Origin of the sequence: Dyadobacter luticola, from assembly GCF_005860805.1 — a bacterium.
Lineage (GTDB): Bacteria > Bacteroidota > Bacteroidia > Cytophagales > Spirosomataceae > Dyadobacter > Dyadobacter luticola.
The window spans coordinates 2433095-2447007 of record NZ_VCEJ01000002.1 but is presented as its reverse complement, the minus strand read 5'-3'; the positions used below and the strand labels follow the sequence as shown (position 1 = coordinate 2447007).

Here is a 13913-nt window from a genome sequence, read left to right as displayed (position 1 = left end):
GTAATAAGAAAAACCGTGTACGTACCCGTAATTTATGTAAGGTATATTAAATTTCAAACTTTGAGTAAAATAATTATTCTGATTTGCCGATTTTGAAGAATTGTGCAATTATGTTTTGGGAATATTATAAGAGGGAGAATTTGTTGTTGTTTTAAGTAAGAGCCTTTGAATTTTGCCGATCCGCGAAAAGCATACAACTTCCGTGGATTTGTATTATATCCTGCCGGTCTTGCTGGATGACCTTTGTATCATCACTTTAACAAAGGAAAAAATGAAAAAGACCATTTTAATAACAGGAGCAAGCAGCGGTATCGGAAAAAAAACCGCACAATTATTTCATTTAAACGGCTGGAATGTGGTAGCCACGATGCGTAACCCTGAAACCGGTGTGGAACTGGCGGCACTGGAAAATGTGCTGGTAACCCGTCTCGATGTACTCGATCCGGCGTCGATCGATGCGGCAGTCAATGAAGCGATTGCAACATTCGGAAGTATTGATGTATTGTTGAATAATGCTGGTTATGGCGCATACGGGCCGCTGGAAGCATTTTCGAGAGAGAATGTCGTTCGTCAATTTGATACGAATGTTATCGGATTACTGGATGTGACCCGGGCTGTGCTGCCGCATTTTCGCCAGCAACGCAGCGGGGTGATCGTCAACATTTCGTCGATTGGCGGCAAGATTACCTTTCCGCTCGGCGCGCTGTACCATGGCACCAAGTTCGCGGTTGAGGGAATTTCAGAGTCACTGAGTTTTGAATTAGAGCAGTTTGGCGTGAAGGTCAAAATCGTGGAACCCGGGGCGATCGCTACTGATTTTGTCGGACGTTCACTCGACTTTAGCAATGATGAGACCATGACGGAATATCAGCCGCTCGTGACCAGGTTTCTTGGGTCCGTCGGTAATATGTTCCAAAATGCGTCGCCGGCTACCGTGGTGGCAGAGGTGATTTATGAAGCCGCCACCGACGGTACCAGCCAGTTGCGTTACACGGCCGGAGAAGATGCACGCGAAATTATCGCCAACCGCAAGCAGCTCGACGATGCCACATTGATGGGCGCGATCAAAAGCCAGTTTGCACTTTGATATCTTTGTAAAAAACAACCCAACCCATGAGCCAGCTCGTTCATTTTCGCAGTGTATCCGACGTATTCACGTTTTTCAAGCTGGCCGGCCATGCGCAGCATCCGCTGGTGGCGGTGGTGGATTTCGGCAAATTGCGCGACCATGTGATGGACGATGTGCGGGTGACGCCGGATTTTTATTCCGTCATTTTCAAACATTATCCCAAAACCAACATGCGCTACGGCCGCAAACCCGTCGATTTTCAGGACGGCAGCATGATTTGCCTGGCGCCCGGCCAGGTGCTGGAAATGGATAGTGATACCGAAGGCACCGAAAACCATCGAGCTTTCCTCAACTATTGTATGCGGTTTTACGAACGTCAGTTCATCACACGGACAACCTCGAACAATTCGGTGGTAGTGCAGGTCGAGAAAACACTAAACGAATATTTTCACGGCAGCAGTCTTTCAGAAAAAGGCCTGCCGACCGTGAAATTCCTGGCCGAAGAAGTGCATTTATCACCAGGTTATCTCAGTGATTTATTAAAAAAGGAAACCGGCAAAAATGCCCAGGACCACATTCATTTATATTTAATTGAAGAGGCTAAAAATATTCTGCTCAGTACCAAAAAATCCGTCGGCGAAATTGCTTATTCGCTGGGCTTTGAATACCCGCAGTATTTTAATAAGCTATTTAAAAAGAAGACAGGCAAAACGCCGGTGCAGTTTCGGAATTTAAATTGATTTATTCTCAAATCTTTTCTATTTCTTCAAAGGATGCCCGAGATAAATCAGCACCAGCGGGATCGCCAGAAACGGAATTTCCATCAAAGCCATCTTGTAATTTCCGCCCTTCAACGAGAATGCCATAATTAGAACAATGGTAATTGCATTGACCAGGTTGGCGATAAAAAAGGTCTGCGGAAATAAAATAGCAATGCCGACTGCAAGACTAAGTACACTTACTACCATAACGCCGGTTTTGCCCACACCCAGGTCGGTGGCCATTTTTAACTGTTCGGGATGTGAATCTATCTGTAATCCTTCCCAGCCGTGTTTCAGGCTGAGAAAAGCGGTGATGAGAATGAGGATTCCACTGATGATTTTCATGGTTTGGTATATTTAAATGTTGAAGTAAAAACCTCCGGATCAATGTCATCTCAGCGAATCAATCACCGATGCGCTGATCCAGAAAATCTCCCCGTCACGGGAGAAAAAGAGGTACTTGCCGTCGCTGGTCACAAACGGACAAAATTCGTAGCCTTCGTTATTGATTTTATTGCCCATATTTTTTGCAGGTAGCCACTCGCCGGTTTTGGTTTTAAAACTGATATACAAATCGCCTTTTCCAAAATTACCCGGACGCTCGGTGCAGAAGATAACATATTGCTCATCAGGTGATACGAAAACATCGGCTTCATAATGTTCCGTATTGATTTCTTTCGGCAGCTTCACCGAAGATTGAAATTCTCCTTTTGAGTATTTCGCGGATTTGATATCGTAATTTTTATCCGTTGCCATATCTGTGCCCCCATTAGACGAAAAATACATGGTGCCGTCATTTGTGAAGGACATATAATATTCGTTTTTCGGGGTATTAATGCCCGGTCCGGCGCTGACCGGTTTGTCCGACCAGCCGTCCGAAGTGCGCTCGATATACCAGATATCGAAATCCTTTTTCTCGCCTTTCCCGTCCATCGCGCGGTCTGAAATGAAATACAACCGATTTTGGTCTGGCGACAGAAATGGATCATTGTGCTCATATTTATCGCTGCCGATAATCGTTTTGGGCGCAGACCATGCATTTTCCTCAAATTTGATACACCGGATCTGCGGCTTATCATTAATTATCACTGCGTAAAACAGCTCCTTTCCATCTTTCGAAAACGTCGAACCATATTCGTAATGTTCTTTGGAAGAAACCAGGCCAGGCGCGAAAACCGCCGCCGTTTGTCCTGGTGGATTTTGGTTCAGATACATGGATTTTGCCGGAATGTTCTGAGCCGACAGCGAGCCGGAAAAAATGAGCAGTATTGCAAATGTGGATGACAGGTATTTCATTATGGCTAAGCGATTTACGAGTTAGAATGAGTCTTTGAAATGCTAACAAGAACCGCCAAACCGGAAATTCTACCTAGATTCTGTTTCAGAATAATACTGAACGGTTACTTGCCTGCCATTTCTTCCGCGCCCATTTTCGCCGCCTGCGAAAGCAGGAACCCCGGTGCCAGTCGGCTCATTACATGCATTACCTTTGCGAGACCGGGATAAATCTCATACTTATCTTTTTGTAAACCTTTAATCGCCGCCTCAATGATCTTCTCGGGCGTTACTACCAAGCTCGAATTGAAGTCTTTACTATCCATAAATTTTTCATTCAAAGGCGTGGATGACCCCGGCGCGACCAGATCGAAAACCTTCACATTGGTATGCTTCAACTGCACGCGAAGTGATTTGGTGTAAGACCGCAGCCCTGATTTGCTCGCCCCGTAAACCGGCGAAATCGGAAAAGGCATCAGCGCGATGCCCGACGTCACATTCATAATTGCCGCGGATTTTTGCTTTTTCAAATGTGGCAGAAATTGCTGCACCATGCGGATCGGCCCCATTAAGTTGATCTCGATTTCCCGGGTAATGTCGTCAGGCGTGTGGTTTTCATGGAGGATCAGCTTGCGCATTTCGCCGGCATTGTTGATCAGAATGTTGAGATTGGGAAATTGCGTGATGACTTGCTCGTGCAGTTTGATGATGTCGTCCGGCTTGCTTACATCGCTTTGTATGATGTGAACTGCCGGGAGTTTTTGTTTGGTTTCCTGCAATTTCTGGACACTTCGGCCGGTGATGATGACGGTATTTCCAAGCGCAATGAGCCGCGAGGCGAATTCGTAACCGAAGCCGCTCGTGCCGCCGGTGATTAATATGGTGTTGTTGCTAAGTTCCATTCCTGTTGAATTTTGATGGAACAAAGTTCAGCAGCGCAGCCCGGTCAGCACTTGCAAAAATCAAAACGATGTTTGCAAAAAAGAAACCTAGCTGCGGAAGGCGAGGGGAGAAGCGGCGGTTTGTTTCTTGAAAAAATTGGAAAAATGGGCCACTTCCTCGAAGCCGAGGCTATATGCGATTTCAGATACATTCCAGTCGGTTTGTCTGAGCAAAATCTTGGCTTCCTGCACGAGCCGGTTGCTGATGTGTCCCTTGGTCGTCTGCCCGGTCTGCTCTTTCAAAACGCGGTTCAGGTAGTTGACGTGGATCGAAAGCTGGTCAGCATAATCCTTTGCTGTACGCAATTTGAGGCTTTGCAGGGGTGATTCGATGGGGAACTGGCGTTCGAGCAGCTCGGCAAAAAGTGACGAAACCCGCGCCGAAGCGTTATGCGCATTGTACAAATCCGTCGCCGGCTGCAGCTTCTGGCCGAAATGGATCAGCTCCATCAAATAATTGCGGAGCAGGTCATACTTAAAGGCATAATTGGAACTCAATTCTTTCAGCATTTTCCTGAAAATCGTCTCAATGTCAGCCTTTTCCTCGCCAGAAATATGAAAGCAAGGAAATCCGCCCGGCTTGAAAATTGGCAATTCATCCAGCACCACGCCACTTTTTGATTGCGCCAGAAAATCCGCCGTAAACAAACAAAAATAGCCACCCTGTACCGGCCCTTGCGGAACCCAGTTGTACGGTACCTTCGGCGTCGCAAAAATCAACGCATGCTGCTCAATATCAATCGTTTTGTCCGCATACTCGGCCCGGTTTTTCCCATCCACGAGGTTAATTTTATAATAAGCCCGCCGGTTATAAGTCATATGCGGCCTCTCCTTGATCATCTTTAAAGCTTCGGCAACATCAAAGACATTAAAATGCCCGATTTCCTTGGTAATGCCGGTTGGAATAAGCTCGCTTAAATCCTTTTTTGAAAACTCAGCAGCTTCGCGGTAAAAATCGTCGAGGGTTGTGATGGGCATGGCGTGGTGACGTTTGCGAAAATCAAATATAAGGGAACGTTGGGAAGGTTTTGTTTTCTAGTTCGCGAAATGCAAACAGGATACAAGCATTAATGATTAGTATATCTATTTATCATCATAATGCCCCTTTGCAGCGATTACGAAAACAGTAACAGTACGTTCAATGACCTGATAAACAAGACGATGCTTTTTATCAATGCGTCTTGACCATAATCCGGAAAGATTGTTTTTGAGTTGCTCCGGCTTGCCGATACCATTATAGGGATCTTCTCCGAGCTGCTCAAAAATGCGCTCGATGCGTCTTACAATAGCTTTTCCGCCGGATTTGTGTAGAAAAGAAAGGTCTTTTTTTGCTTTGTCAGAGAAGGTTACAGAATATCTGCCCATATATTTTTGAGATCGCGAATGGAAGTCACTCTTCCAGCCTTCACGTCCTCAATGCCCTCTTTGATGGCATTCAATACCTGTGGATCCGAAAAAAAGACATCAGTTTCAGTACTTTCATCAATTGGCGTGAGTAGAACTGATTTCTTATTTTTCCCCCGGTGAATAATCACGCGTTCCTTTTCGGCCAAATCCAGATAATCTTTCTGTTTTCCCCGAAACTCCCTGGCTGATATGATTCTCATGGGTGTACGATTTTGTGTACACTAAGATAGGTGAGATTTCTGGAAATAAAAAGATCATCAGTCGAATGTCATTTCGGAGCATTCGACTGGACTTATAAGTTGCCTGATGCCAAATTTGCTTCCCACCAAAATCCTGCAAATATTCGTATGCCTATTAAAGTTTCCGTTATGAGAAATTTAGCTAGCATTGCTCTGTTATGGTTTGAGGTTGGCGAAAGTCCCCCGGACGGTGTAAACTATGTTAGGAGACCTAAAACGGGGGAGTTACTTTCTCAAAGCCACGCTGATTTTTATTGTTTTTAAAAAATCTCAAAATATGGAGCAGGAAAAAAAGAACGCAAATGTTATAGCGGCAGGGCAAGGCGAGGTTTTGTCTATCGCTGGCGGGAGCTATCGGATTATGGTTTCAGGAAGTGAGACGGACGGTGCGTATGCGACGATCGAAATGACCGTTCCGCCGGGTGGTGGACCGGGGCCGCACGCGCATGCGGGTTTTCATGAGACGTTTTATGTTTTGGAAGGGGAAGTTGAAATAAAGACAGAAACCGGACGCTATACAGCCACGGCCGGAAGTTATGCCTCCATACCAACCGGCGGGATCGTGCACGGTTTCAAAAATAATTCCGACAAGCTTGCCCGGCTTTTGTGCACCGTCGTACCCGCAGGACTGGAAGAGTTTTTCACAGAAGTAGCAAAACTCGCCGAAGCTGCAAAAGACAAACCAAATCAGCCGCCGGACATGCAAAAAATCAACGCCATCGCCGAAAAATACGGTCAAAAGCTTTATCCGCCGGATTATTTGGAATGAGAAATAGGCCCAACTATCCAGGGAAAAATATTTACCAAAAAAGCAAGAATCAGAAGCTACGTCCCCAAACCCCGCTAAGCCATAAAATAAGCCAGCTTATCAGCCAGCGTGTAAAATACATTATCCGGATTACTTAGCTGCTTCGAGGAGAAGTATTCGGCGCCGAGGGCGAAGTTGTTGCGGACGAAGATTTTTGCTTCTCTTAACGTTTTGAAATGCTTTTCGTTGGTGACCTGGCGGGCGGGAGTTCGACTGTTTTCAAAGCGTTGTTCGATAAAGGCTAGTTGCTGGGCTGACTCCTGATCCGTCGCTTCCGGATCGTAAACAACATATATATATCGCTGGCCTGCTTCCAGCGCTTTGGTCGCGCTTTTTTTGATGGTTTTACTTTCTTGTTCTTGAACTAAATCGGAGGGAAACATGCAAAATGTTAGTTGATGAGCGATCTCAAAAGTTGGTGTTGTCAGTTAAGATCGCTGCAAAGTTAGATTTTTATCCCAAAAGAAACATTAAAGCTCCGCCCATCCGAAGACCAGACGCCCGCTCCGGGGTACATCGTCGGCCGTTTTGTAAAGTATTGTTTGTCCGCAATGTTGTTCACGCCGGCGCGTAATGTGTAGCTTTTGCCGAGCCGCAATGTGGCATTCAAGTCCAGCAGCCCATATCCCGGCACTTTTCCGGTCGTACCATTTGCCGAAGGTTCCACGGTGTTGATCGGGTTGGCAAAATTGGAACTGACGTAGCTGTACTGGGCCGTCACCGATAATTTTCTATACAAAAACTGCAAACCATTTCGTGAGATCCAGGTTGGGACGCCTTCTACGCGGTTACCTGCTACATCCTTGTTTTCACCATTCAAAACCGCCGAGCCGCGCACATATTTGGCGTCGAAATAAGAGGTCGATGTGAAAACCGACAACTCGGTAGCCGGCACCGATTGCTCATAACTTTTAAACAAACTATACTCGATATATGCCTCCACGCCACGGGTTTTGCTGTCGCCGGTAGTGGTGCGGTAGAGGTAGGCGGTGCCGTCGTCGTCTTTCATCGCCACGGTGCCCATCCGGTGGTTGATCATCACCTGAAATAACCCAATGTCATATTTCAGCACTTCACGAATGTTGCCGCTGATGCCCGCTTCCAGGTTGTAGCCGTACGCATCTTTCAGGTTTTTGTCCACGCGTTCCAGCACCGAGCCGGGGATAATGTCTTTAAAAACCACCGGGCGATAGGCCCGCGAAAAGCCTGCATACACGCGGCTCGTCTCATCAATGCGGTGCTGCGAGCTGATGCCGAAGAGCGGAAAACTGTGTTTGATCGTATTTGGTAAATCGGTCGGGTCGTAGTAGCTGATTTTACCCGTCATATCTGTGCTGCCTTTTTCAATACGAAATCCGGGTGATACGGTCAGTCGCGGGGTGATAAAAATGAGGTTTTCGATAAATAGCGCGACATTATTCGTTTTCATATACATATCCCGCCCAAATGCAGGGTCGGTCACGGTCAGGTCGAAATCGCTGCCTGTGGTACCTTTTCCCAGCTGACGACGGCGGAGGTTGTTGTGCATCAATTGTATGCCTCCCGAAACCACATTCCGGAAACCCAGGACATCGTACTGATGCAGCAGGCGCAACTCGGTGGTGAAGCTTTTGAAATTATCAACGTCCACCTGACGTGCGCGGAAAGCATTTGTGACGCGGCTGATCGTGTCGGGTACATTTGCAAATGCATCGAACATTACGCTGTTACGCGCGCCGTATACGCCCGAGCTGGTCAGTTTCAGTTGGGTGTTGGGGTTGATTTTCCAGTCGATGACGATCGAGGGTACATAAATGTCCGGATTGAAATAATTTCGTGAGCGGGTAGATTGGCGCGGATCGGCCTGGAACATGGCGTCGGTGAGCGGGCCGGGAATCTGGTACACATATTCCGAGCGGCCGAGCTCCGCCTTGATTTGGAGCGATTTGCTGAACTCATAAGATAAACTCACAAACTGCGACTGCGCATCAGACTTCGCATTTTTACGATAACCATCCGAATGTCTGCGCTGATAATAAGCCGAGTAAGTCAGCTTGCCCACCTTCCCGCCGATGGCATTATAGGAACTGAAAAGTCCGAAAGAACCTGCGGTATTGATCGTCTCAAATGTAATCGCCTTCGTCGTATCCGGCGTTTTGGTCACATAATTGATCATCCCGCCAAACTGCGCCCCATATTGCAGCGACGACGTGCCACGCACCAGCTCCACCCGCTGGATCGATTCCATCGCCGGGCTGTAATGACTGGCCGGGTAGCCATACATGTCGGAATTCGTGATCACCCCATTTTGACGAATGTTGTATTCCCACGACCGGTGGGGATCAAGCCCGCGGGTTGAAATGTTGACCTGGTTGCCGCTGCCGTCCATATCGTACACAAACACGCCGGGGATTTTGGCAAAAATCTGGCGGCCGGTTTTCTCGGCAATGTTACCATTCACGCCGTCGAGCTGTATTACTTCGCTTTTTTTACCAGCCGTAATGTAGGTATTATGCACGTCGGGGAGCCGCTCGGTATGGATCACATTCTTGCGCTCACCGACGGTGATTTCATTGAGATCGAAGACTTTATCGTAATCTTTCTTTTTATCGGTTTGGGCAAAAACAGAAAAATGCGCGGAGAAAATGAGGGTACAAAAACTGAGTATAATGTTTTTCATTGAGAATGATCGAACTGGTAAGTACGGTTTGGTAAAAAGTCTTTGCAAATCAAAAACGGATGACGAGGACTGCAAATTTAGGAAAGTTACCGTCGCGGATTTTCATCTTTTCGGGATGGAATTTTATGAGTGAAAGAGATAAATGATCTGGAAATGCTGGGTTAACCGACATTTGGTATCTTAAATTTGTTCGTTTTGTAGAAATTAAATCCATCATTGATAGTTTTGCATAGATTTTTGATTGGCTACAAAAAGACCACTATGTTTTTAGAAAAGATCAAATCCGGAGAATCTGGAGTGATATTATACGGAATCACACCGCCCAAAGCCGGTACTACGCCCGAGCGTGTTGCAGAAATTGCTGAAAAAACCCTGGAACGCCTGTCTTCACTGGATATCGATGCGCTCGTAGTATATGATGTGCAGGACGAATCGGCCCGGACGAGCGAGGAAAGGCCTTTTCCGTTTATCAATGCGCTGGATCCGCTGACTTTTGCGTCGGAACATCTGGGTGGCCTCAACATTCCAAAAATCATCTACCGGCCTGCCGGGAAATTCTCTGCCGAAGAACTCGAAAGCTGGCTCGAAGATTTGCATAACCAGCAATTTTATCCGGTTTTTGTAGGTGTGCCAGCGCCCGATTTTCCAGTAAAAACCAGTCTGCCACAAGCATACAAGATTTGGGAAAAACACCAGGAAACGTCGGTGATCGGCGCGGTGACGATTCCTGAAAGACATAAAGTTTTGAAGGATGAAGACGTGCGGATCCTGGATAAAATGACCTGCGGCGTGTCGTACTTTATTTCGCAATGTGTTTTTGATCTGGAATATGCGAAGCAGGTGATTGAAGATCTTTCCAATACCTGCAAAAACAAAGAGATTGCTCCACCGACGATCATTTTTACCATAACAGCCTGCGGATCAGCCAAAACTTTGGATTTTATGGGCTGGCTTGGCATTCATATTCCGGATCACATTCAGGAGGAATTGAAAGCGGCGGAAGATATGCTGGAAAAATCTGTCGGGATTTGCCTCAACATTGCTTCCGAGCTGACCGCTTACTGCGTGGAGCGTGGCATTCCTTTCGGCTTTAACATTGAAAGCGTGGCGATCCGCAAATCCGAGATCGAAGCCTCCATTGAAATGGCGCGGTCTATCGGGCAAATGCTGCAAGATAAAGGCGTACGGAAATCGTCGGGCGGATTGGTGACGAGTCACTGATTTTTCGCAGAATATTCTCCAAATACACAATGCGGTGTAGCATTTCGATGTTATATTTGGGCGTTCGGTTTTTCATCCAGCTGCGAATCCCATATTGAAAACCTCTGCACAACAAATTATCGGGTTGCTTTTACTGACAGTAATGTTGGTAAAAACCTGCATTGTGCCGGTGGTTTATCTTGATTATCAGCTCCGCAAAGATTTTATCATAGCCTCTTATTGCGTCAACAAAAACCGCCCGCAGCTGCATTGCGATGGTAAATGTTATCTGGCGAAGAAAATTGAGCAAGCCCGAAAACAGGAAGAAAGACAAGCTGAAAATGATTTTTTATCGAAACTGCTTTCAGCCCAGACGCCCATCACCGATTTCACATTCAGATTACAATTTGATCAGCCTTACGTCTCCACCACTGATCACATTACCTTCGCTTTCCACAACGCTTTAAAAGGACAAAACTTCGTCCTCGATTTTTTTCACCCGCCTCTCTGCTGATCACATTCCCGGCGTGATTTAAGCAACATTATGTCCAATGGCTCTTCAAGTCATTGACATTCATCCATTATTTAATTTTTCCTGAATGAAAAAGAAAGAGGCGATGCCAGCGCTGCTGGCGGCTATTTTATGCGTTTTTATGTTGGCGGCATGTACCGACGTCGATACCGATCCCAATCCTGCTACCGGTGATGCAGGCGCGATCACCCTTGAATTTGATAACATTGTCGGGGATAAAAACCTGGTTTTAGGCGGCGGTTCCAGCACGAATGGTGCCGGCGAAGACTTTGTGCTGACGAAATTCAACTACTACATTTCCAACATTAAGCTGCTGCGCCAGGATGGTACCTATTATACTGTACCTCAGGATTCCAGCTATTTTCTGATCATGGAAGATAAAAAGGAATCGCAGCTTGTGAAGCTGAACAATGTGCCTTATGCTACTTATACCGGCCTCGAATTTATGGTGGGTGTGGACAGCGCCCGCAACACGATGCCGATTGAAAAAAGGACTGGCGTGCTCGATCCGGGCGGCTCGATGATGGAAGACGGCATGTACTGGGCCTGGAATTCGGGTTATATTTTCATGAAAATGGAGGGTACTTCCTCCAAAGCGACTTCGGCAAATGGTAAATTCTACTACCATATCGGCCTTTTTGGCGGCTACGATATCAAAACGGTGAATAATACGCGGGTAGTGAAACTTGGTTTCAATAACCTGCAAGCGAATGTGACGAAAGACGATGCGCCGGAAGTCCACATTTTCGCGGATGTGCTGAAATTTTTCAAAGGTCCCGGGACAAATGTTTCCATCAAGGAATACACGAGCATTATGAGCCAGCAGCCCGAAAAGTCGAAAGAGGTGGCGGATAATTATGCGCAGATGTTCAATGTAGACCACATTCACTGATCCGGATGTCTGCGCCCTTCAAAGGAAATTTTGTGCTGATAACCAGGCATTTCACAAATGCCCTGGCTGCACTTTTCCTGATTTTTTTCGGGCTGGCGTGCCAGAAGGATCAAGAGCCAGTCGAGCCCGTATCGACTGGCCCTACACCGATTGCCTGGACAAAACCCAAGCATTTCCCTGATCCTGTGTACGATATGAGCCGGAACCCGCTCACAGAAGAAGGGGTCGAGCTCGGCCGGTTTTTGTTTTACGACGGGATACTTTCCCGCACCAATCAGATCGGCTGCGGCACCTGCCATCAGCAGGAAGCCGCATTCACGCACCACGGCCACGAGTTGAGCCATGGTGTAGACGATTTGCTGGGTACGCGAAACTCTCCCGCCGTACAAAATATGGCCTGGAATACTTCCTTTTTCTGGGACGGCGGCGTGCACGACCTGGATCTGCTGCCTTTTAACCCGATACAAAATCCGGTTGAAATGGATGAAACGGTCAAGAATGTGATCACCAAGTTGCAGGCTACCCCGCTTCCTACGGCTAAAAAAGCGGTCGATTATCCGCAGATGTTCAAGAAAGCATTTGGTACCGAGGAAATTACGTCGGAGCGGATGATGAAAGCGTTGTCGCAATTCATGCTCACTATGGTTTCGGCCGAGTCGCGGTACGATTATTATAAAATGGGCGACCAGTCTGCGCTGAATGCGGACGAAAAGCAGGGTATGGCTTTGTTTCAGGCCAAATGCAGCAGCTGCCACGCCGGAGAATTGTTCACGGATTATAGTTTCCGAAACAATGGTTTGGTGCCGCTCAGGATTGATGACAAAGGACGTTTCGGGATTTCAGCAAATAATGCAGATCTGTACAAATTCAAAGTGCCAAGCCTGCGCAATGTCGGACTCACAGCACCCTACATGCACGACGGGCGGTTTCATACTTTGGAAGAAGTGCTGGATCATTATTCTGACAGCATCAAGCCGTCGGCCACGCTGGATTCGGTATTTATCCGTCAGGGAGAAAAGCCGGGAATTACGCTGAGCGATGCGGAGAAAAAATCGATCATCGCTTTTTTACGCTCGCTGAATGATGAGCAGTTTATCCGAAATGCCAAGCTTTCCGACCCTGGCGTCGGGACTAATTTTTAAATTAGAAATCAGTATTGATATGAAGATCAGACATATTCTTTCTCTTTGCCTTTTACTGGCTTTCAGCTTCAATTCCATGGCCTGCGACATTTGCGGCTGTGCCAATAGCGGGTCGTATTTCGGGCTTTTGCCGCAGTCGCACAAGTCGGTGATCGGGCTGCGTTACCAGCATCTTAACTTCGTCACCCACCGCGACAGCAAAGTGCTCCGTACCGACGAATCCTTCAACATTGGTGAAGTTTACGCGCGATTTTTTCCTGTAAAACGCGTGCAGGTGATGGCTTTTGTCCCTTACCGAACCGATAAACAAGTGACTTCCGCGGATGTGAAAAAGCAAAACGGATTGGGCGATATCACGGTGCTGGCGAATTATAACCTGTTCAACACCTTCATGGACAACGAAAATTCCGGCTCTTTTTCACACACCTTGATGGTCGGCGGCGGTATTAAATTGCCTACCGGGAATTTCAAATTTGACGAAAACAATACGCTGGAAGTAGCCAATGCCAATTTTCAGCTGGGTACCGGTAGCACTGATTTTATCCTGAGTGCCTTTTATACGGTCAACAAAGACCAGTGGGGCTTTGCAACAAACATTTCACGGAAATTCAACACGACCAATTCGCAGGATTATCGCTTTGGTAACCAGCTTTATGGTACCGTGGATTTGTACCGCTCATTTCAAATTGGCAAAATTTCTCTGACGCCGAGCGTCGGGGTGTATGGCGAGCACGCGGCGCATGGTGTGCAAAAAGGCGAAGTGCTGGAAATTACGGGCGGCAAAATGCTGAATGCCACCGCAGGCGTAACATTTTTCTCCAACAAATGGACATTGGGGATCACAGGACAAAAACCGGTCGCCCAAAAAAGCGCTTCGGGACATGTCATCGCCAAAGAGCGGGTACTTGTTCAACTTGGATTTCTATTTTGATTTCGCTTAATGCAAGTGGTTTGTTACCATCCTCTTTATGTAGGTTGAAGGTCAAAA

Annotated in this window: 16 protein-coding genes; 8 read left to right on the top strand and 8 right to left on the bottom strand. The window is 46.9% G+C overall.

The features are described from left to right. Positions 1–271: 271 nt before the first annotated feature. On the top strand, positions 272–1087 hold the full coding sequence (locus FEN17_RS10250; protein ID WP_138365148.1) for an SDR family oxidoreductase: 816 nt from the start codon (positions 272–274) through the stop codon (positions 1085–1087). A gap of 26 nt (positions 1088–1113) precedes the next feature. Beyond that, positions 1114–1809, top strand: a complete 696-nt coding sequence (locus FEN17_RS10245) for a helix-turn-helix domain-containing protein (RefSeq protein WP_138365147.1) — start codon at positions 1114–1116, stop codon at positions 1807–1809. Between the two features lie 18 nt (positions 1810–1827). On the opposite strand, the gene FEN17_RS10240 is transcribed toward FEN17_RS10245, so the two are convergent. The 6 genes from FEN17_RS10240 to FEN17_RS10215 all read right to left on the bottom strand — a co-directional run bounded on the left by FEN17_RS10240 (position 1828) and on the right by FEN17_RS10215 (position 5653). Further along, positions 1828–2175: a hypothetical protein gene (locus tag FEN17_RS10240; protein WP_138365146.1), complete on the bottom strand. Its 348-nt coding sequence runs from the start codon at positions 2173–2175 to the stop codon at positions 1828–1830. A gap of 45 nt (positions 2176–2220) precedes the next feature. Beyond that, on the bottom strand, positions 2221–3126 hold the full coding sequence (locus FEN17_RS10235) for a PD40 domain-containing protein (protein ID WP_138365145.1): 906 nt from the start codon (positions 3124–3126) through the stop codon (positions 2221–2223). A 104-nt stretch (positions 3127–3230) separates the two neighbouring features. Then, positions 3231–4007: an SDR family oxidoreductase gene (locus FEN17_RS10230; protein WP_138365144.1), complete on the bottom strand. Its 777-nt coding sequence runs from the start codon at positions 4005–4007 to the stop codon at positions 3231–3233. 87 nt (positions 4008–4094) lie between these two features. Continuing rightward, entirely contained in the window at positions 4095–5024 is a 930-nt protein-coding gene (locus FEN17_RS10225; protein ID WP_171037890.1) for a helix-turn-helix domain-containing protein, read from the bottom strand. A 105-nt stretch (positions 5025–5129) separates the two neighbouring features. After that, positions 5130–5411: a Txe/YoeB family addiction module toxin gene (locus tag FEN17_RS10220; RefSeq protein WP_138365143.1), complete on the bottom strand. Its 282-nt coding sequence runs from the start codon at positions 5409–5411 to the stop codon at positions 5130–5132. After that, complete coding sequence (locus tag FEN17_RS10215; RefSeq protein ID WP_031529489.1) at positions 5393–5653, bottom strand: type II toxin-antitoxin system Phd/YefM family antitoxin; 261 nt, start codon at positions 5651–5653, stop codon at positions 5393–5395. Before FEN17_RS10215 ends, FEN17_RS10220 begins: the two co-directional genes overlap by 19 nt. A 316-nt stretch (positions 5654–5969) precedes the next feature. On the opposite strand from FEN17_RS10215, the gene FEN17_RS10210 reads away from it, so the two are divergent. Further along, entirely contained in the window at positions 5970–6461 is a 492-nt protein-coding gene (locus tag FEN17_RS10210) for a cupin domain-containing protein (RefSeq protein ID WP_138365142.1), read from the top strand. 74 nt (positions 6462–6535) lie between these two features. Here the strand turns inward: FEN17_RS10210 and FEN17_RS10205 are convergent, their stop codons facing one another. After that, positions 6536–6883, bottom strand: a complete 348-nt coding sequence (locus FEN17_RS10205) for a hypothetical protein (protein ID WP_138365141.1) — start codon at positions 6881–6883, stop codon at positions 6536–6538. Positions 6884–6945: 62 nt separating this feature from the next. Then, entirely contained in the window at positions 6946–9159 is a 2214-nt protein-coding gene (locus FEN17_RS10200) for a TonB-dependent receptor family protein (protein WP_138365140.1), read from the bottom strand. Between the two features lie 261 nt (positions 9160–9420). Here FEN17_RS10200 and FEN17_RS10195 point away from each other — a divergent pair, with 261 nt between their 5' ends. The 5 genes from FEN17_RS10195 to FEN17_RS10175 all read left to right on the top strand — a co-directional run bounded on the left by FEN17_RS10195 (position 9421) and on the right by FEN17_RS10175 (position 13856). Then, positions 9421–10380 carry a methylenetetrahydrofolate reductase gene (locus FEN17_RS10195; protein ID WP_138365139.1) on the top strand — a complete coding sequence of 320 codons (960 nt, stop codon included), beginning with the start codon at positions 9421–9423 and terminating at the stop codon, positions 10378–10380. A gap of 94 nt (positions 10381–10474) precedes the next feature. After that, positions 10475–10873, top strand: coding sequence for a hypothetical protein (locus tag FEN17_RS10190; protein WP_205748121.1), 399 nt, complete (start codon positions 10475–10477; stop codon positions 10871–10873). 85 nt (positions 10874–10958) lie between these two features. After that, a complete protein-coding gene (locus FEN17_RS10185; RefSeq protein ID WP_229208760.1) occupies positions 10959–11783 on the top strand; it encodes an MbnP family protein in 825 nt (274 codons plus the stop codon). A gap of 5 nt (positions 11784–11788) precedes the next feature. Next, the gene (locus tag FEN17_RS10180; RefSeq protein ID WP_138365137.1) at positions 11789–12925 is read left to right on the top strand and encodes a cytochrome-c peroxidase; all 1137 of its coding nucleotides are present in this window, start codon (positions 11789–11791) and stop codon (positions 12923–12925) included. Positions 12926–12944: 19 nt separating this feature from the next. Continuing rightward, positions 12945–13856, top strand: coding sequence for a transporter family protein (locus FEN17_RS10175; protein WP_138365136.1), 912 nt, complete (start codon positions 12945–12947; stop codon positions 13854–13856). Positions 13857–13913 lie beyond the last annotated feature (57 nt).

Excerpts from the sequence above, each read along its gene's own strand:
- FEN17_RS10215 (WP_031529489.1), bottom strand. The coding sequence starts at position 5,653 with ATGAGAATCATATCAGCCAGGGAGTTTCGGGGAAAACAGAAAGATTAT.
- FEN17_RS10185 (WP_229208760.1), top strand. The coding sequence starts at position 10,959 with ATGAAAAAGAAAGAGGCGATGCCAGCGCTGCTGGCGGCTATTTTATGC.
- FEN17_RS10175 (WP_138365136.1), top strand. The coding sequence starts at position 12,945 with ATGAAGATCAGACATATTCTTTCTCTTTGCCTTTTACTGGCTTTCAGC.
- FEN17_RS10235 (WP_138365145.1), bottom strand. The coding sequence starts at position 3,126 with ATGAAATACCTGTCATCCACATTTGCAATACTGCTCATTTTTTCCGGC.
- FEN17_RS10205 (WP_138365141.1), bottom strand. The coding sequence starts at position 6,883 with ATGTTTCCCTCCGATTTAGTTCAAGAACAAGAAAGTAAAACCATCAAA.
- FEN17_RS10220 (WP_138365143.1), bottom strand. The coding sequence starts at position 5,411 with ATGGGCAGATATTCTGTAACCTTCTCTGACAAAGCAAAAAAAGACCTT.
- FEN17_RS10240 (WP_138365146.1), bottom strand. The coding sequence starts at position 2,175 with ATGAAAATCATCAGTGGAATCCTCATTCTCATCACCGCTTTTCTCAGC.
- FEN17_RS10210 (WP_138365142.1), top strand. The coding sequence starts at position 5,970 with ATGGAGCAGGAAAAAAAGAACGCAAATGTTATAGCGGCAGGGCAAGGC.
- FEN17_RS10195 (WP_138365139.1), top strand. The coding sequence starts at position 9,421 with ATGTTTTTAGAAAAGATCAAATCCGGAGAATCTGGAGTGATATTATAC.
- FEN17_RS10200 (WP_138365140.1), bottom strand. The coding sequence starts at position 9,159 with ATGAAAAACATTATACTCAGTTTTTGTACCCTCATTTTCTCCGCGCAT.
- FEN17_RS10225 (WP_171037890.1), bottom strand. The coding sequence starts at position 5,024 with ATGCCCATCACAACCCTCGACGATTTTTACCGCGAAGCTGCTGAGTTT.
- FEN17_RS10245 (WP_138365147.1), top strand. The coding sequence starts at position 1,114 with ATGAGCCAGCTCGTTCATTTTCGCAGTGTATCCGACGTATTCACGTTT.
- FEN17_RS10180 (WP_138365137.1), top strand. The coding sequence starts at position 11,789 with ATGTCTGCGCCCTTCAAAGGAAATTTTGTGCTGATAACCAGGCATTTC.
- FEN17_RS10230 (WP_138365144.1), bottom strand. The coding sequence starts at position 4,007 with ATGGAACTTAGCAACAACACCATATTAATCACCGGCGGCACGAGCGGC.
- FEN17_RS10250 (WP_138365148.1), top strand. The coding sequence starts at position 272 with ATGAAAAAGACCATTTTAATAACAGGAGCAAGCAGCGGTATCGGAAAA.